This is a genomic window from Deltaproteobacteria bacterium (assembly GCA_026388415.1).
Taxonomy (GTDB): domain Bacteria; phylum Desulfobacterota; class Syntrophia; order Syntrophales; family JACQWR01; genus JAPLJV01.
The window spans coordinates 48023-66496 of the sequence record JAPLJV010000023.1 but is presented as its reverse complement, the minus strand read 5'-3'; the positions used below and the strand labels follow the sequence as shown (position 1 = coordinate 66496).

General features: G+C 52.9%; 17 protein-coding genes, 1 tRNA gene and 1 pseudogene. 8 read left to right on the top strand and 11 right to left on the bottom strand.

Translation table 11 applies throughout. The annotated features are described in order from the left end of the window. Positions 1-49 precede the first annotated feature (49 nt). Together NT140_05570 and NT140_05565 are read left to right on the top strand one after the other, a co-directional pair. Positions 50-253 carry a hypothetical protein gene (locus NT140_05570; protein MCX5831341.1) on the top strand — a complete coding sequence of 68 codons (204 nt, stop codon included), beginning with the start codon at positions 50-52 and terminating at the stop codon, positions 251-253. Beyond that, complete coding sequence (locus NT140_05565) at positions 207-1766, top strand: recombinase family protein (protein ID MCX5831340.1); 1560 nt, start codon at positions 207-209, stop codon at positions 1764-1766. The genes NT140_05570 and NT140_05565 overlap by 47 nt, the downstream gene beginning before the upstream one ends. Here NT140_05565 and NT140_05560 read toward each other — a convergent pair. After that, a pseudogene (locus NT140_05560) lies at positions 1726-2793 on the bottom strand (YifB family Mg chelatase-like AAA ATPase). The gene NT140_05565 and the pseudogene NT140_05560 overlap by 41 nt on opposite strands. Positions 2794-2980: 187 nt before the next feature. Here NT140_05560 and NT140_05555 point away from each other — a divergent pair. After that, a tRNA-Asn gene (locus NT140_05555) sits at positions 2981-3056 on the top strand. 470 nt (positions 3057-3526) lie between these two features. Here NT140_05555 and NT140_05550 read toward each other — a convergent pair. Together NT140_05550 and NT140_05545 are read right to left on the bottom strand one after the other, a co-directional pair. Continuing rightward, positions 3527-3916: a P-II family nitrogen regulator gene (locus NT140_05550; GenBank protein MCX5831339.1), complete on the bottom strand. Its 390-nt coding sequence runs from the start codon at positions 3914-3916 to the stop codon at positions 3527-3529. Positions 3917-3951: 35 nt separating this feature from the next. Then, complete coding sequence (locus NT140_05545; protein ID MCX5831338.1) at positions 3952-5163, bottom strand: ammonium transporter; 1212 nt, start codon at positions 5161-5163, stop codon at positions 3952-3954. 172 nt (positions 5164-5335) lie between these two features. On the opposite strand from NT140_05545, the gene NT140_05540 reads away from it, so the two are divergent. The 5 genes from NT140_05540 to NT140_05520 all read left to right on the top strand — a co-directional run bounded on the left by NT140_05540 (position 5336) and on the right by NT140_05520 (position 12659). Continuing rightward, the gene (locus tag NT140_05540; GenBank protein ID MCX5831337.1) at positions 5336-6862 is read left to right on the top strand and encodes a sigma 54-interacting transcriptional regulator; all 1527 of its coding nucleotides are present in this window, start codon (positions 5336-5338) and stop codon (positions 6860-6862) included. Between the two features lie 567 nt (positions 6863-7429). Beyond that, complete coding sequence (locus tag NT140_05535) at positions 7430-8761, top strand: glutamine synthetase family protein (protein ID MCX5831336.1); 1332 nt, start codon at positions 7430-7432, stop codon at positions 8759-8761. A gap of 376 nt (positions 8762-9137) precedes the next feature. Beyond that, complete coding sequence (carA, locus tag NT140_05530; GenBank protein MCX5831335.1) at positions 9138-10280, top strand: glutamine-hydrolyzing carbamoyl-phosphate synthase small subunit; 1143 nt, start codon at positions 9138-9140, stop codon at positions 10278-10280. A gap of 142 nt (positions 10281-10422) precedes the next feature. Continuing rightward, positions 10423-11952 carry a glutamine-hydrolyzing GMP synthase gene (guaA, locus tag NT140_05525; protein MCX5831334.1) on the top strand — a complete coding sequence of 510 codons (1530 nt, stop codon included), beginning with the start codon at positions 10423-10425 and terminating at the stop codon, positions 11950-11952. Positions 11953-11963: 11 nt separating this feature from the next. Further along, complete coding sequence (locus NT140_05520; protein ID MCX5831333.1) at positions 11964-12659, top strand: TVP38/TMEM64 family protein; 696 nt, start codon at positions 11964-11966, stop codon at positions 12657-12659. A gap of 59 nt (positions 12660-12718) precedes the next feature. On the opposite strand, the gene NT140_05515 is transcribed toward NT140_05520, so the two are convergent. The 8 genes from NT140_05515 to NT140_05480 are packed head-to-tail and all read right to left on the bottom strand — an operon-like array spanning position 12719 to position 18469. Then, positions 12719-13630: a radical SAM protein gene (locus tag NT140_05515; protein MCX5831332.1), complete on the bottom strand. Its 912-nt coding sequence runs from the start codon at positions 13628-13630 to the stop codon at positions 12719-12721. Further along, a complete protein-coding gene (gene bioD, locus NT140_05510; protein MCX5831331.1) occupies positions 13627-14352 on the bottom strand; it encodes a dethiobiotin synthase in 726 nt (241 codons plus the stop codon). Before bioD ends, NT140_05515 begins: the two co-directional genes overlap by 4 nt. Next, the gene (locus tag NT140_05505; GenBank protein ID MCX5831330.1) at positions 14321-15514 is read right to left on the bottom strand and encodes a pyridoxal phosphate-dependent aminotransferase family protein; all 1194 of its coding nucleotides are present in this window, start codon (positions 15512-15514) and stop codon (positions 14321-14323) included. The genes bioD and NT140_05505 overlap by 32 nt, the downstream gene beginning before the upstream one ends. Continuing rightward, positions 15442-15942, bottom strand: coding sequence for a hypothetical protein (locus tag NT140_05500; protein ID MCX5831329.1), 501 nt, complete (start codon positions 15940-15942; stop codon positions 15442-15444). The genes NT140_05505 and NT140_05500 overlap by 73 nt, the downstream gene beginning before the upstream one ends. Positions 15943-15954: 12 nt before the next feature. Continuing rightward, positions 15955-17211, bottom strand: coding sequence for a beta-ketoacyl-[acyl-carrier-protein] synthase family protein (locus NT140_05495; GenBank protein MCX5831328.1), 1257 nt, complete (start codon positions 17209-17211; stop codon positions 15955-15957). Beyond that, positions 17208-17840 (bottom strand): nitroreductase family protein, encoded by a 633-nt coding sequence (locus NT140_05490; protein MCX5831327.1) that lies wholly within the window; start codon positions 17838-17840, stop codon positions 17208-17210. Before NT140_05490 ends, NT140_05495 begins: the two co-directional genes overlap by 4 nt. After that, a complete protein-coding gene (locus NT140_05485) occupies positions 17827-18174 on the bottom strand; it encodes a phosphopantetheine-binding protein (GenBank protein ID MCX5831326.1) in 348 nt (115 codons plus the stop codon). The genes NT140_05490 and NT140_05485 overlap by 14 nt, the downstream gene beginning before the upstream one ends. A gap of 4 nt (positions 18175-18178) precedes the next feature. Next, positions 18179-18469, bottom strand: coding sequence for a hypothetical protein (locus tag NT140_05480; protein ID MCX5831325.1), 291 nt, complete (start codon positions 18467-18469; stop codon positions 18179-18181). Positions 18470-18474: the final 5 nt, after the last annotated feature.

Sequence of the window (18474 nt, the reverse complement as noted above, 5' to 3'; positions counted from 1 at the left end):
AAATGCCTTGTTATTATAGATACTTGATTGTATAATGTGAGATGGTAAAATGGAATACGATGACAGAATCATTCAGGAAGGATTAAGTATTGTTTCACATATTGCCAATGAGAGGAGCAAGACACTTTTCTTATTGAAACAAGCCTTACTTGGGGATGACGATATAATTATTAAAAACTATGCAAGACAAATCTGTGGGATGAACGATGAAAGCTATCGAATTTCTGAGAGTATCGACACAAGAACAGAGTAACGATGACCGTGCCGGCTTGGCAAGGCAGAAAGAAGCCAATGCCCGTACAATTGCTAAGTATAAATTGGAGGTTGTCGAGGTAATCAAGCTTATTGATGTTTCTGGGACATCCGTGATGCATACACCAGAAATGGGAAAACTTTTATCTCTCATTGAGCGAGATGATATAAAAGGGGTCGTTGTCGCTGATCACGATAGGCTTTTCCGCCCGGATAATTTCAATGATTTTGCTTTGCTACAAAATTTTATAACAACGAATACCTTAATTTACACTTCCGATCAAATAATTGACCTCACAACGCAAGGTGGCTTTCTTTTAGCTGGTATCCAGGCTATCATCAGCGGTAATGAACTTACCCAGATTAAAAAGCGCATGTTGGAAGCTAAAGAAATAAAAAGAAAAGCTGGTGAACACCCAAATAGTGCGATTACGTTGCCACGGGGTGTCGGTTATGATCGTGATAGTAAGAAGTTCTCCTATAATGACAAGATTGACGAGGTTAAGAATCTTTTTGAACTTTTCCTTGTTGGAGGCATACAGAATTATAGAGAACTTGAACGATTAACGGGTATTCAACACAGAACTATTGCAAATTTGCTTAAAAATGAGATTTATATGGGGTTTCGCACTTATACGGAAAAGAGAAGTTCTGTTAAAGGTATTAAGAATGATGGAAGACAGGGGGATAGAAAAAAGGTTAAACGAAAACTGGATGAAATAATAAGGGTAAAGGTAATAGAGAACCCTATAATTGACGAAGCTAGTTTTAATAAAATCCAGACAATAATCAACAAAAAAAATGTTGAATATCACAAGAAGAAATCAAAAAAGGGTCAGAGATTTCTCTATTCAGGTTTTCTGAGGTGTGGTGAATGTGGTGCTATCCTGTATTCAACCTCTGGGGGAAGTAATCATAATAAAGATTACTATTATTGTCGTTCAAAATCCTATCTATTTAAGAATCGAATACATGAAAGTGCTTGCTCATCTTCATATTATCCAAAAAATTCCATTGAAACATCAATTACGTCATTACTAAGTGAAAAATTGACAGAAGTTGACTATATAAAAAAAATGTTGGAAATGGCGCTGAATAAGACGCATGCTAAAGATAATGAGAGGGAGGCTGTAAGAACTAAGGAAAAAATTAAGTCAAAAGAAAAGGAAAAATCAAAATATCTTGAACTCTTTGTCAAGGATCTTTTTCCGAGGGAGGAGCTTGAGCAAAAAGTGAACAAATTAAACGATGAATTAAATAATTTGAAACAAAGTTTGGTTGAGATTGAAGATTCATATCTATTACAGGATAAAATTAATATTGAGAAAGATATCAAGTCGGTAGTGGAGACATTGGTCGAATTCCCATTCTGGACACCCACGCAGAAGCGTGAATTTCTTAGAAGTCAAATTCCAGAATTGTCTATTACAAAAGATGGGGTTAGCAGTATCACGCTCAGTTTCTGTAAATTGCGTAATCACATGGGCAGGGATTCATCGCCGCCACCAGCATGAACTTGGCCGGATAAGTGGCCGTCATCGAGGATCGGGTGATGGTCACCGTACCCTCTTCCAAGGGCTGACGCAGCGCCTCGAGGGCATTTTTTCTAAACTCCGGGAGTTCATCGAGAAACAAGACTCCGTGGTGGGCCAGGCTGATCTCCCCCGGTTTGGGGATATGGCCGCCGCCTACCAGCCCCGCATCAGAAATGGTGTGGTGAGGCGACCGAAAAGGCCGGCTCAGAAGCACGGCCTCATTCCTGCTCAAAAGGGAGGCCACGGAAAATATCTTGGTGAGTTCCATCGCTTCGGGCAGGGAGAGTTCCGGCAGGATGGTCACTAATCTCTGGGCTAACATGGTTTTACCGGAACCAGGAGGGCCGATCATAATAATGTTGTGGCCTCCCGCTGCCGCCACTTCCAAGGCCCGCCGGGCCTGTTCCTGTCCACGGATATCACTGAAATCAAAGGGATATTCGCTGGTATGACGGAATGCCGCCTGTAAATCTATCTGTAGCGGCTTGATCTCCAGCCGGCCGGCCAGAAAGTCCACCACATCGGAGAGCCGATCCACGGCAATGACCTCGATACTCTGTACAAAGGCCGCTTCCGCGGCGTTTTCCCGCGCGACAATAATCCCCTTCTTGCCCATCCTTTCCGTCTGCAGGGCCACCGGCAGAACGCCGTGGACACCTTTGATGCCTCCGTCTAAGGAAAGTTCTCCCATAAAAACATATTGTTGCAGAGACAACGGATCTATGTTGCCCTCCGCCGCCAGGATGGCGACGGCAATGGGCAGATCAAAGGCCGTCCCCTCTTTTTTGATGTCGGCCGGGGCCAGGTTGACCGTCACGCGGTGGCGCGGGAATTTATAGCCGGAATTTTTAATGGCGGCCCGAATGCGATCCTTGCTTTCCCTGACCGCTACGTCAGGGAGGCCCACCATGGAAAACTGGGGCAGCCCGAGCGAAAGGTCAACTTCCACTTCCACGGGATAAGCATCTATGCCAATTACTGTGCCGCTGGTAACTCTTACAATCACCGACCCGCTCCGACCAAATGTGTTTTGATGTTTCTGTCACCCGGATTATCCAAATATTGCTTAAATAATTGATCTGCAATATCTTTCCTTCCAGATGGCCCCGGACAATACAATTCTTTTGCATGTTAAGCACATCAGCATTGACAAAGCAATAATCTTGTATTAATAGAACGCACGAAACGACTTTTCCCCAGTAGCTCAGTCGGTAGAGCGGGTGGCTGTTAACCACCATGTCCGTGGTTCGAGTCCGCGCTGGGGAGCCAGATTATAACATGGGCAGAACTTCCCTGGGTGGGGTTCTGCCCATTTCTTTTATTATCAGGATTTTACGGCAAATTAGATGCGAGTGAACACGATTCTTGTTTGTATAGTCAACGGCGGCTTCAACTCGGCGGTCAACGCGAAGCCGGTTCTTTTAGGTTGTCTATGAAGCCTGCCGGCAAAGTTTTTTTATTGGTGATGTCATCAGTACGACGGGTCAAAGGTAATTGACGTCCCTTTTGCGCCGGTCGCGGGATAGCTCCCAGATGATGCACTGGCTTCTGAATTTGCAGTATAATTTGGGGTCCATGCATTCACAGCAATGATCAATATTCAGACATTCGCAACATTCCCTGCAGAAGCCGTCTTCATGCTTCTGGCATACCGCCAGGGCATCGCGATCGGAATGGTTTCGGCATTGCATTATTGGTCCTCTGTGCAAGGATGTTAGACGCCTGGCACGGCACTACCTTCAGGTTTTACCCTTGCTGATACCTTTTCTTTCATCTATATCACCAGGATACATCACAGCGTCCTGGCTGCGCTCCCCCGTGCGGATGCGAATGATCTCCTCCACGGGATAGATAAAGATAAGCCCGTCGCCTGGTTCCCCCGTATAGGCGGCCTTGAGGATAGTTGCAATCGTTGTTTCCAGATTGCGTTCACTCAGGACGATGTTGACTTGGATCTTTGGCAGCATATCTACCTGGTAGGTGCCGGAACGACCCGCCAGTTTAATGCCGCCCTGTCGGCCATGTCCACGTATTTCAAACATATTCATACCAACGATGCCAATTTCAATCAAGGCGTCCTTGACATCATTGATCTTATCTTCACGAATAATGGCTTCAATCTTTTTCAGCATGGCAAAATCTCCCCGTGATACAATAAAACTGCTTAATAGGATCTCTCTCCATGAGAGCTGATATCCAGGCCAACTTCTTCTTCCATGGGCGTAACCCGCAGCCCGATGCTCCAGTGCAGCAACTTGGCCAAAATATAGGTAACCCCGAAACTAAAAACGATGGTAACCACCACGGCCAGCAGCTGAACTCCTATCTGATCGGGATTGCCGAAAAACAGGCCGTTGGCGCCGTCACTGTTGACGACTATTGTGGCAAAAAGACCGGTGGCGATCATGCCCCACGTGCTGGCTACCCCGTGACAGGCACACACGTCCAGAGATTCGTCCAATTGCCGTTTGTCCCGCAAGCGCATGGCATAATAAGACAGGGGCGCTGCGACTGCTCCGATAACCATGGCTACCAGAGGTGTTACGTAGCCGCACGCAGGGGTTACTGCCGCCAGACCCACCACCATCCCGGTGGCAATTCCCAGCGTGCTGGGCCGGCCATCCAGCCAGGAGAGCATCATCCAGACCAGACCGGCTGTCGCCGCCGAGGTGTTGGTGGTCACCAGGGCATTCACCGCCACCCCGTTGGCAGCCAGGGCGCTGCCGGCATTGAAACCGAACCAGCCCACCCACAACAGGCCGGCCCCCAGGACCGTCAGCGGGATATTATTCGGTTCCATAGGAGACTTGCCGTACCCTTTCCGCGGTCCGATAACGAGCGCAAAAGCCAAAGCTGAAAAACCGGCCGCAATATGTACCACCGTTCCCCCGGCAAAATCCAGTACACCCATCTGCTTCAGCCACCCCCCCTGTCCCCATACCCAGTGACACAAGGGATCATAGACGAAAGTGGCCCAAAGCAGACTGAACAAAAGAAAGCTCTTGAATTTCACCCGCTCCACAAAAGCACCGGTAATCAGCGCCGGCGTGATGACCGCGAACATCATCTGAAAAGCGGCAAAAAGTTCATGGGGTATGGTCTTGCTGTAAGCTCCGTCGGGCAGAGCCCCGACGCCGTTGAAACCCACAAAATTCAGTCCTCCGATGAGGCCGTTAATGTCCGGGCCGAAAGCCAGAGAATAGCCGTAGAAGACCCATTGCACCCCGATCAGGGCCATGAAGGTGTAGCTTAGCGTCAGCGTGGAAAGAACGTTTTTCCGTCGCACCATGCCCCCGTAGAAAAGCGCCAAGGCTGGTGTCATCAACAGTACTAAAGAACAACAGACCAGTACCCAGGCAGTGTCGCCCGCATTAATTTGATTTGCCATGATAGCTCCATTCTTCCTTTACAATTAGATTTTCAATTAGTTTATCGTTGTCAGCAATTATCTTGCCAAACTTGATGATCTCGCAAAAAGTCAATGTTGCCCTTGACGACTTGGCAAAAAGACCTTATGCTCCCACCATACGGTAATTGGAGATAGTCCATTGAGCATCCACGAATATGAAGAACTGGCCGCCTTGCACGCCATTGCCAAGATCCTGGCGCAGCCGCAGGAATTGCGCGATCAACTGGAACAGGTGCTAAAGGAAATGAGCCTGCGACTCGGAATGCAACGCGGTATGATCTCGCTTCTGGACCGCGGCACCGGCGAGGCCTGGCTTGACGTGGCGCATGACGTCAACATCATGGGGCTGGACGTCATGTACCTGCCGGGAGAAGGCATTACGGGCCAAGTGGCCCAGACGGGCCGTCCCATGGCGGTGGCTAACCTTGGCCAGGAGGCGCACTTTCTGGACCGCACGGGCGCCCGCAAGTTTCTCGACCGGTCGGAATTGTCATTTTTGTGCGTCCCCATCATTTATGACGCCAAGGTCGTGGGCGTCTTATCGGCCGACAAGGTGGCGGGCCAGGTGGCCAGTCTGGAACGTGAGTTGGCTATGCTGATGGCCGTAGCCGAGCTGATTGCCAAGGCCGTTCATATGAGGGCCGTCGAAGAAGAAAATCGCCGCCTGCGGATGATCATTGGTCGTACCACGCCGCCGTCGTCGGATATTATCGGCACTTCCAAGGTCATGCAAGAGGTCTTTGGCATGATTCACCAGGTAGCCGATTCCAATACAACAGTGCTGATTCATGGGGAAACGGGTACAGGCAAAGAGTTGGTGGCCCGCGCCATTCATATGCACAGTCCACGCTCCGCCGGGCCCCTGGTGCAGGTGAATTGCGCCGCCATGCCGGACACCCTGCTGGAGAGCGAGCTCTTTGGCCATGAAAAAGGGGCCTTCACGGGCGCCCTGCAAAAGCGGCGCGGCCGGTTTGAAGAAGCAGACGGCGGCACTATTTTTCTCGACGAGGTAGGCGAACTTTCCGCCGCGGCCCAGGTTAAATTGCTGCGTGTCTTGCAGGAGTTGCAGTTTCAGCCGCTCGGCTCCTCGAGGACCGTCCATGTGAACGTGAGGATTATCGCGGCCACAAACCGGAATCTGGAGGAGGACTTGGCCTCGGGAAGATTTCGCGCCGACCTGTACTACCGCCTGAATGTCTTTCCCGTCTACCTGCCGCCGCTGAGGGAAAGGGGGAATGATATTATTCTGCTGGCCGATCATTTTATCCTGAAGTACACTCAGGAACAGGGCAAGACGGTCAAGCGGATATCCACCTCCGCCTTGGATGCCCTCCTGGCGTACCACTGGCCGGGCAATGTGCGGGAGCTGGAAAATTGTATCGAGCGGGCGGTGCTGCTGGCGGGCGGCGATGCCATTGAAGGCAGCAACCTGCCCCCCTCACTGCTGCTCAATATTCATGCGGAAGGACAACGGAAGGAAAGTGACAAACTGGCCGCCCTGATAGAAGCCCAGGAGCGGGCGCTCATTGTTGACACCCTGAAGGAAACGTGGGGCAACCAGAGCCAGGCCGCCCGGATTTTGGGGACGACGAAACGCATCGTCCAGTATAAAATACAAAAATTGGGAATTGACCCCGGACGCTTCAAACAAAAACGGACGGAGTAAGTCAGCAATTATTTTCTCGTGGATTTGGACAAATTTGTACTTTTTGCAGAACAGCATTACAAATTTGTTCTACGATCCGGAAGGTTTTTTAAAGAGAGCAGGCATCAATTTAGTTCCACCAGGCTCTTTACCCAAATTTCCGGGACTGGCACGATCTTGGCAGTTGTTTTTCGGGCTCGTTTGCATATTGATTTTTTCTATACCGCTCCTCTCGGGAATCTGCTCCAATACGGGGATCAAGGCCCTGGACTGATGCGGCTCTGCCCCGGTCATCGGTGATATGGGCCGGGCCCCGGCGGCAAGATTGCGTCCCTGATTCCCCCGCAGCCGCATTCCGGATGACGAATTGGCACATGAATTGCTGGGAGTAGGCGAAAAGATCGAGCGCGTGCATCCCAACGAACGGTTGACAAAGGAGGAATTTCAGTAGATAAAAGAGCGGCATGATTCCGTCGTCATTGCCACGGGCGCTAAGAAGCCGCGCATGATTCCCGTTGCGTCAACTTTGAGCTTCTCCCTTTGAGCTTTTCCATGACCTATATTTTAGTGTAACGAAAGGAGTATTATATGTTCGATTGTAAAACGAAGGAAGATGTTCTGAAAATCGTCAAGGAAAAAAATGTCAGTTTTGTGCAGTTCTGGTTTACCGATGTCCTGGGGGTGCAGAAGATATTCAGCATTACGCCTTCGGAACTGGAAGAGGGCATGACGGAGGGCATGGGCTTCGATGGCTCGTCCATCCAGGGTTTCTGCCGGATTGAAGAGAGCGACATGATCGCTATGGCCGACCCCACGACCTTTCAAATGATACCCTACCGGCCCTCCGACCGTCCGGTGGCCCGCATGATCTGCGATATTCAAAATCCCGACGGCACTCCCTACGAGGGCGATCCCCGTTACGTCCTGAAGCGCATGCTGAAAAAAGTGGGCGATATGGGCTATGCCTTTTTAGTGGGGCCGGAACTGGAATTTTTCTATTTTGCCAATGACAAAAGCACTGAATTTCTGGATCGGGGCGGGTATTTCGACGGCCTGCCCGTGGATCGCGCCACCGACCTGCGCCGCCAGACCATATTTGCTCTTCAGGACATGGGTATCCGCGTCGAGTATTCACACCATGAGGTAGCGCCCAGCCAGCATGAAATTGATTTACGCTATGACGAGGCCCTGAAAATGGCCGACAAGGTCATGACCTATCGTACTGTCGTCAAGGAAATTGCCCGGCAGAACGGCGTCTACGCTACCTTCATGCCCAAACCCATCTTTGGGCAGAACGGCAGCGGCATGCACGTCCATCAGTCTCTGTTCAAGGGTAATAAGAACGCCTTTTTTAAGGGCACCGACAAATATCATCTCTCCGATATGGCCAAACAATACATTGCGGGTCTCATGACCCATGCCCCGGAAATCACCGCCATCTGTAATCAGTGGATCAACTCCTACAAACGGCTGGTGCCGGGTTACGAGGCCCCGGTTTATGTCTCTTGGGCGCGCCGCAACCGGTCGGCCATGGTGCGCGTTCCCATGTACAAACCGGGCAAAGAGAAGGCAACGCGCATCGAGTATCGTTCCCCGGATCCCGCCTGCAATCCCTACCTGGCTTTTGCGGTCATGCTGGCCGCCGGTATGGAAGGCGTCAAGAACAAGTATCGCCTGCCCGAACCGGTTGAGGAAGACATCTTTGAAATGGACGAGAAGGCCCGTGCAAAGGCCGGCATCACGACGCTGCCAGGCAGCCTCTACGAGGCCATGGTGGCTGTATCCAAGAGCAAATTGGTCAAAGAAACGCTCGGAGATCACATCTTTAACAAATTTATTGAAAATAAAAAGGTGGAGTGGGATCTTTTCCGGACCCATGTCAGCCAGTTCGAAATTGACCGGTATCTGCCCATGCTGTAATTGCTTCACTATCCCCAGCCCCGATAAAACGGGATAAGTCCCGCTATGCGGGATAAGTGTGTTAACGAATTTGCTTTCCACCGGACAGCAAATTCTAACTCACTAATAAGTTTACGTCCCGGCTCGCTTGCGAGCCGGGACTAACTTACTAAATCTCCCTTTACAAAAAGGAGATTTGGGGATAGAACTTCCCTGCCATTACTATTATCCAAGCTACGAGAACTTTGAATTTGTCTTAAGCCTGATAAATCGTCATTCCGGTGAAAACCGGAATCCAGTATTTTCAATACCTTCTGGATTCCGGATCAAGTCCGGAATGACAAAATGAAAACAGTTCCAAATATCTCGCTACTTACATCACTCTTGGGGAGGCAGCATGTCGCTCTTGCGACGACAAAATCCGGCCCTGCTGGTCCTGGAAGACGGAAGCATTTACCGCGGGTTTGCGTTTGCCAGCCAGGGGGAGTTTCTCGGCGAAGTCGTTTTCAATACGGGCATGACGGGCTATCAGGAAATCATTACCGATCCTTCGTACAAGGAACAGATCGTAACCATGACTTATCCCCTGATCGGCAATTACGGGATCAATGAGGAAGACATGGAGTCGGAAGGCGTCCATCTATCAGGGCTGATAGTTAAGGAATATCAGGACTTCCCAAGTAATTGGCGCAGCCGGAAAAGCCTTAAGGCCTTTCTGGAGGAGCGCGGAAAACTGGGGATAGAGGGTATAGATACCAGGTCCTTGACCCGCCGCCTCCGCATTGCCGGCGCCATGCGCGGCATCCTCTCCACGGAAACCAACGATGTGGGAAAACTCCTGGAACGCGTGCGAGCATATCCGGGCCTGGTGGGCAGAGATCTGGTGCAGTCCGTCACCTGCCGTGCGCCCTATGCCTGGCGGGATGATGCGCCGCAGCCGATAACCACTGAAAATCAGAGCAAAGACGAGCGCCTGCGGGTCGTTGTTCTTGATTGTGGAGTCAAATACAATATCCTGCGCCATCTGGATAACCGGGGTTGTGAAGTTATAGTGGTGCCGGCCGCCGCGACGGAGGGTGAAGTTTCTGCCTACCACCCCGACGGGGTTCTCCTTTCCAATGGTCCGGGAGATCCGGCGGCCTTGCCTTATATAGTCGAGACGGTGCGGCAGCTTTTGGGCAAGCTGCCTGTATTCGGGATCTGCCTGGGTCATCAGATCCTGGGGCAGGCCTTGGGAGGCAGAACCGCCAAACTGAAATTCGGTCATCACGGCATAAATCAACCCGTCAAGAATATAACCACCCAACGCGTCGAAATTACGTCACAAAATCATGGTTTTGTGGTGCTGCCGGAGTCGCTGCCCGGTGGACAGGAACAGACATACCAGAATCTGAACGATAGCACATCCGAAGGGCTACGCACGTCGGCAAAGCTGGCCTTCAGCGTCCAATACCATCCGGAGGCGGCGCCTGGTCCTCACGACGCCACATACCTTTTTGATGAATTCATAACCATGATGACACAGGTGAAAAGCGTATGACGGTGACGGTACGCCGGCACAAACGATAACGAAAATCTCCCCTAACCCCTCTTTGCCAAAGAGGGGAACAACAAATTCCCCCTTTAGAAAAGGGGGATGAAGGGGGATTTGAGGAGTATTTTCGAGTGAAAGGAGCAACCCGGTGATCCTGATCGTTGATTTCGGTTCCCAGTACAACCAGCTCATTGCCCGGCGGGTGCGGGAGCACCATGTTTACTGCCAGATTGAGCCCCCGGAAATTACTGCCGACCGGATAAAAGCACTGCATCCCGAAGGCATCATCCTTTCGGGAGGACCGGCCAGCATCTATGAGAAGGGGAGTCCCCGGGCGGATAAAGGAATTTTGACCCTCGGCATCCCGATTCTCGGCATATGCTACGGTCTGCAGTTCATGGTGGATGCCTTGGGCGGGCAGGTCGTCCGCTCGGAAAAGAGAGAGTACGGTTTTGCCGAGCTGACGATTCGGGAAGGCGGGGCAATCTTTAGCGATATCGCGAGTCCTACCCGCTGCTGGATGAGCCATGGGGACTCGATCGGCAAACTTCCCGTTGGCTTTCATAGTACGGCGTCCACTGCCAATACTAAAGTAGCGGCCGCCGAGAACAAGGCCCAGCGCCTCTATGGTCTGCAATTTCACCCGGAAGTCGCCCATACGGCGGAGGGCAGCCGGATGTTGAAAAATTTCCTTTTTGACGTCTGCAACTGTCGCAAAGCATGGACGATGAAGTCGTTTGAGAAGGAAACTACCAAAGAAATCAGGGCAATAGTGGGTAAAAAGTCCGTCCTTTTGGGCTTGAGCGGCGGCGTGGATTCGTCCGTAGCGGCCCTCCTCATCCATCGGGCCCTGGGCGACCAACTGACTTGCGTGTTCGTGGATAACGGCGTCTTGCGCCAGGGCGAGGCGGAACGGGTCCGGGAAGTGTTCAAGAAAAATTTTCAGATCAACCTGCGTTTTATCCGGGCCCGGAAAATATTTTTGGATAAATTAAAAGGGGCCACCGATCCGGAGAAAAAAAGAAAGATCATCGGCCATACCTTCATTCAGGTTTTTGAGAAAGAAGCCCGCCGGATCAAAGGTATGGAATATCTGGCCCAGGGGACGCTTTACCCGGATCTGATTGAATCGCGTTCCGCTTTCGGGGGGCCCAGCGCCGTGATTAAATCCCATCATAATGTAGGCGGACTGCCGAAGAAAATGAATCTGAAGCTCCTGGAGCCGCTGAAGCACCTTTTCAAGGACGAGGTGCGGCTGCTGGGCAAAGAGATGGGCCTGCCCGACGATGTCGTCTGGCGGCAGCCGTTCCCCGGCCCGGGACTCGCGATCCGCATCATCGGCGAGGTAACTGCCGGCCGCCTGACTATCCTGCGCCGGGCTGATGCCATTCTCCAGGAAGAAATCCGGGCCCATAATTTATACCGAAAGCTCTGGCAGGCCTTTGCCGTGCTCCTGCCGCTCAAGAGCGTGGGCATCATGGGCGACCAGCGGACTTATGAGTACATAATTGCCATCCGGGCGGTGACAAGCGACGACGCCATGACGGCCGACTGGGCGAGGCTGCCGCAGGAGCTGCTCGGCATCATTTCCAACCGTATCATCAACGAGGTGCGCGGCGTCAACCGGGTGGTCTATGATATCAGCTCCAAACCGCCGAGCACGATAGAGTGGGAGTGAGGAGAATTGCCGTGCTAAACCGGATAGATCGCCAGATTGTTATCAACTTCATCTTGATCCTCCTCTTGCTGGCGACGGGAACCTACGCATTTATCCATTATGATCTCTCCGCCTATTTTCTCCAGAAGGAACGGGCCATTGCGTTAATCCGCTCTTATCATCCCTATGATGAGGTTGTATTCATTACCCTGCAAATCCTGCAAGTTGTCCTGGCTCCCATACCGGGGGAATTCACGGGCATTATTGGCGGCTATCTGTTCGGTCCTCTGCTGGGTACCATCTACTCCACTATCGGACTCACAATCGGTTCCTGGCTGGCCTTTGTTATCGCCAGAATCTTTGGCCTGCCACTGGTGGAACGTGTTGTAAAACAGGAAACCATCCGGAAGTATGACTACATCCTGGAGCATCAGGGGGTAATGATTTCCTTTGTCCTTTTTCTCATCCCCGGTTTTCCCAAAGACTGCCTCTGTTATATTCTGGGCCTGAGCCACATGAAGACGTGGAAATTTCTCGCAATTTCAACGATCGGGAGATTACTGGGCACGGTTATGCTTTCCGTCGGCGGTGGATTGGCACGCAACGACCACTACAAGACGGTGTTGGTCATAAGTATTGTCTGCGTTGCATTCGTGGTCTTAAGTTACATATATCGCGATAAGTGGATGGAAAGTCTGAAAAATGGTAAAGCAAAGGGACAAGACTAGCGAAATACGGGGACACCATACTAATTATTTCAGAAACCAGTAGATTCTAGTACATCCCGTTACAGAAAAACCAGGCAGCCGGCCAGCAGGGAGCCGGGGTACAGGTCAAGGGCGCCGGAGGCTTCTGCCACGGCGGTGAAGCCGCAGTCGGGGCAACTGACGGGGCCGCGACTCTTGGCATAGCAGCCCCTGGTAATCTTGCCGTCCGGGTCCACATTGATGAGGATATCGTCATGGCAGCGCCAGTCGTTGGCGATCATCGCCTGCAGACTGCGACGGGAATTCAGGATCGGGTACTTGCTTTTAAGCCGCAGGACGTTTTGCAGGGCGGCACGACGGTCTGCCGGCGGGAGACTGAGAGGCGCCTCCCCCTGCCCGTAAGGATAGAAGAGCTGCACGGTTACGCCCCGGACAATCGGCAACTCAGCCAGCATAACCAGCAGTTCCTCCAGGTCCCGCCAGTTTTCACTGTTCAGCGTGAAATGGATAAAAATCCCGGGATGGTGCGCCGTTTTCAGATTTTGCCAGACCCGGGCAAAGGAATCGCTGCGCAGACGGTTCTGGATTGCCGGTGGACCGTCCAGACTGATCCACAGAATGTCGGCCGGGACATCAAGGGGCAGGGTGCCGTTGGTCGTGACGGCCACGGTGGAGAAACGCTGTTTCGCGTAAAGGACGAGCTCATTCAGGGTATGCCCGCCATCGCTCCAGAGCAGGGGTTCGCCTCCTTCGAAAACGACGATGCGCGTGCCTCTCTCCTTGAGAATAGCGAGGGCAGCCAGCGCCTGTTCCCATGTAATGTGGGAATCGGCATCCTGGGCTCGCAGGTGGAAAGGGCAGGCTTGGCAGTTTATGTTGCACCGGTAGGTCAACTTGAAACTGGCCAAAAGCGGAATTTTTCGCCTGAAGACTTTTCTTTGCCAGAAAAAATTGCAGAGATCGAGGCCCCTGATAATTCTTCTTCCCGTCACGTAAATGATATTCCTTTCGTCTGGAGAAGAAATTTCAGGATACTAAAACATTCCTCGGACGGATGGTTGAAATCATGCACTTTCCCAATCACACCGGCCACGGCAATCCCGGAGTATCGCTGCACCGCTTCCATATTTTCGGCAATCATGTCCTCACGCGTACCGACAGCATCGAGGAACACAATCCCCGCCGGCTCCACGTCCCTGGCGCGCAGGGCCTCCACGGAAAGCAAGGTATGGTTGATCGTTCCGAGGCCGGCCCGGGCGGCAAGCAACACCCGGGCGCCGCTTGTCTTGATGATATCCACCATCAGTGTTTCTTCTGTGACCGGCACCAGGAGACCTCCTGCTGCTTCCAGAATCAATGGATTATGGCGATGTCGCTTCCCGGCCACGATCTCATCAATGCGCCGCAGGTCAATTTCCTGGCCTTCGTCACGGGCGGCAAAGAACGGTGCCTTGGGATTCCGGAAACAGTAAATGACCGAGTCCGCCGGGTCCTGATTTATCAAAGAAGTCACATGCCGGTAAACGAAGGCCGCATCGCTGTCCTGGTCATAGGCATCCTGACAGCCCGTTTGCAGGGGTTTCAGGTAAAAGGGCCGATAGCTGCGGGCCTCAAAAAACTGCATCAAAAGCAAAGAAAGCACCGTTTTCCCCACGCCCGTATCCGTGCCGACTATGTAGATGTCAGCGATTTTCTCCGATTTTGTTTCCGGCATTTTCTCCAACCTTTGGTCCGACCTCATGTCTGCTTATGTCCCTTACTGCATTGATAAAAATTGTGACGTCCTCCTCCGTATGCAGAGCAGTCATCCCGAGGCGCAGCACCGCCCGGCCCAGCGGCACCGTAGGATAACGGGCGGCAAAGGCGAAGATATCCCGGGCCAGCAGTTGCTGTGACATGGCGACGGCACGCTTTTCATCCCCGATTTCCCAGGCAATAATATGGGCGTCGCCTGTCGCATGGAGACCATCGGCCAGCAGGGCAGACTTCATGAGGCCGCTTATTTCCCGCAGGTGATCTCGCTCTTTATCGGCAGCCGCTAAGGTCGCCAGGATGTCTAAGGCCGAGGCGGCGTGGGCTTCCGGCAGGGCGGTGCTGTAGATGAGGGGCGAAGAATAATTACCCAGATATTCCTTCAAGAGCGCCGGCAAGAGGACAAAGGCGCCGAAGAGCCCCAGGGCCTTGCCGAATGTTCCCACGGCGATATCCGCCACCGACCGGGCCAGGCCGCGGCCCTGTTCGCCCAAGACACCGAAGGCATGGGCCTCGTCAACAACGCTGAAAAAGCCGAACTCTTTTTTGAGACTGTCGAATCCCTGGATAGCGAGGAAATCACCGTCCATGCTGAAGAGCGACTCCGTCAGAACGGCCGCCTGTTCCTGCCTGGCGCCTGCCAGCCGCTTGCGTAGGTGGGACATGGAGTTGTGGTTGTAACCATGACAGTCCGCGCCGCTTAAGGCCATCCCCTTGACGCTGCTGGCGTGCAGGTGTTTGTCGAAAAGCACTACGTCGCCCTTGGCAAAAAGCGTCGAGATGAGGCCGACATTGGCCTGGTAACCGCTCGGGAAAAAAAGCGCGGCCTCATAACCAAAGTAGCGCGCATAGGCCTCTTCGGCACGGACGATGGTCGCGAGGTTGCCGGCAACCAGCCGCGAGGAGGATGACGATGTCCCGTATTTCTGAAAATTCCTGGCTACCTGTTGGCGCAGCGGCGCGGAAACACCGAGCCCCAAATAGTCATTGGAGGAAAAATTCAGCACCCGGCGGCCACCGATCAGGAGGTATTTCCCCTCTCTGCCGGCAATTAAAGGAGGGGTGCGGAGGAGCCCGCCCTCTTGCCGGCGCCGGAGCCGTTCCCCGTAGCGTTCTGCAAACATCTGAATATCCTCAGGTAATGATTACGCAGCCTTGACTCGGTAAATGTATCATCATAGTCCACCGCTGCATATAGGAAATTGCCGCTAAACTCAAGCATCTTCCCCTTTATCGCCTGCAACTCGTAAACAAAGGCCGCCCTGCTGCGGCTGACGAGTGTACCCTGAAGAATATAGCCCCCCTGCAGGGTCACTGATGGTGGCAGAAGAAAGCGGTTTATTTTTAATAAGAAGGCATGTTTTTGAAAATTCGTGCGCTCACGCACATGGAAGGCGCCCAACTGGGCCAGGGATTCGATCCCCAACCAGGGGAAATCCTGGTAGAATTCCCGGGCGCCGACAATGGTGTTTTCCTCCACGCTCGTAATGGCATCAAGAAGCAAAAAATCCGGAAGTCCCGAATTTATTTTAATAACCTGCTTTTCTCCCACGCTTAACCTTTTTTAAGTTGCGCGCTGTGCCTGCACAATCAGCGCACAATTCTGGCCGCCGAAGCCGAAATTTTCCAGCAGGACCGTCCCCGGCGAGGCGGTCTTACTTTCGGTGACGAAGTTTATACCGGTCTGGCAGGGATTAGTCAGGTTCCGGATCTCCGGCAGATAGCCGTTTTGCATCAAGATGAGGCAGAGGGCCAGTTCTACGGCGCCGCAAGCTACGGAAAGATGGCCGATCCATGACTTCAAGGCAATCACGGTCGGTGTCTGGCCACCGTAAATGCGGGCCAGGAGCTTCGCTTCCATGGCATCGTTAAGAATCGTACCCGTGCCGTGCGCAGCCACGAGGCCGATCTCCGCCGGCGTCAGTCCTGCTTCTTTCAAGGCCGCCCGTACGGCTGCTTCCTGCCACCGGCCGGACGGATCGGGGGCCGTCAGGCTGTGTCCATCCAAAGAAGTTCCAAACCCGCGAACCTCGCCGTAGATTTTGGCGCCGCGGCGCTTAGCATGCTCCCGTTCCTCAAGCAGAAAAAAAGCGCCGCCCTCACCCGGAACAAAGCCTTTTCTATCCTGGTCAAAAGGACGGCTGGCCCGAGTTGGATCGCCCTCACCCACAAAAATGGCCTTGGCCTTCTTGTACGCCAGGATGCTTCCCTTGTTCATCCGCGAATCGCCGCCGCCGGCAAAGGCCAGATCCAGATGCCCATCCCTGATCTTCCGGAAGGCCTCCCCTATGGCCTGGAGCGTGGCCGTACAGGCCGTGGCGACGGTCAGGTTTTCACCATGCGCACCGATCAACAGGGAAATCGTGGAAGCGGCCGTATTGGGCAGAAACCTCAATATCCAGAGGGCCATGAGGTCTTCCTCGTCAATGACTCCGTTGTCAATGCGGCTAAATTCACCGCCCACATCCAGATTCGGTCCGGCGCCGACAAAGAGACCGGCGCGGGCGGCCGTCTCCGTATCGAGGCCGCCTGCTTGCCGGGCAGCAACGGCAGCGGCACCAGAGAACTGGGCGCCACGATTCAGGTAGCGCCTTTCTTTGCAGGAACCCGTAAAATCCCGCAGGTCGAATCCTCTTACCGGGGCCGTGACGACGTTTTCATCAAAGTCCGGTCGGCAGAAGGTGGTACGCCCTGATTTAAACCCGGCCATGATCTCCTCGGGCGTGGAACCCAAGGCGCAGATCAGACCCATTGCAGTAATAACCACCCTTCGATGTTGCTCAGGACATGCTTCTCTCGGCCTGATCTCGTCTTTTTTCATAGGACACGGTAAAGCTGCGGAAGATCTTTTTTAGGCGGCGTGGGGGGCTTTTCATCGGCAAAACCCAAGGTAAGGAAGCATTTAATTTTCACATCCTCGACACCGAGAATATTTTCCACTCCGGCGATGAAGGCCAGCGGCGCCGTCAGAACACAGGAAGCGATGCCCAGCTCCTGCCCTTTCAGGATGACGGCCTGCAGGACCATACCGAGGGCGATATCGGCGTCTGTTTCCCAGCGATTATCGGTAGCAGCTACACCCGCCTCGGCCAGAATGCGGGTAAAACCCGCCGGGGCGGCGATAGTGCCTATGGCCAAAAGCCAGGGGGCGCCGAACATGAAAGCGGAATAGCGGTAGTAGGTGTTGATCCAGTTGCGCAGATTTTTAGGGTTTTCGGCCTTGGCGGCCAGTTGCAAAAATCGCTCGTGTCCCGCCTCCATGGCCTTCTGCAGGGATGCCTTGATGTTCGGGGAAGCGATCCTCATGAGCCGAACGGGCTGACGATTACTCGAAGACGGCGTCATCGCGGCCAGGCGGAGCATCTGTTCCAGCCATGCTTCCGGTGGCGTTTCGGTTTGATATTTTCTGATACTCCGGCGTTCGATCAAAAGTTGATCAAGGATGGACATGATTCTCTGCCTCCTTTTGCTGCCAGGCCACGTAACTCACCAGGTCTTTTACCTTGACCGCCGGACCGTCGTTATGATCGGCCGCAATTTCCCTTAAACGCTGTCCCGTCAGGAAGGGATAGGATTCTCCTAACCGGGTCCCGATGTCTTGAAGAAAGATATCCTCTTCGCGGACCTCGATCTTGAATCTGGCGTTCAAGGCCGCAGCCAGTTCCAGAAGGTCAATTGACTCGACACCGAGTTCCTGCATCAAGAGACTCTCCGGCGTTACCGTCTGGCCTTCCAGATCGAGAATTTCCATGAGGATTTTTTTAATTTCCGTAAAGATATCCATTTATTCACACTGCCGGCAGCAAAAGACCGGACACCACCGTTATTCCTTCATGGTAAAGGCGACATTGCCAACCCTTTTCAATATCCTCTATCGAGAAGGCATACGTTCCGGGGGCGACAAATTCCTTAAAACGGAAATTTTCCATCCCCCCCCCGGCACTGCTGAATCCAATCGCCTTCCCCGCCTCCAGGAAGGCCTGGACAATCAGGCTTCCCGGCACTACGGCCCGGCCCGGAAAATGATCCTCATAAATCCGGTCTTGAGGATCAAAGAAAAAAGTGCCCTTGATGGACATAGGAT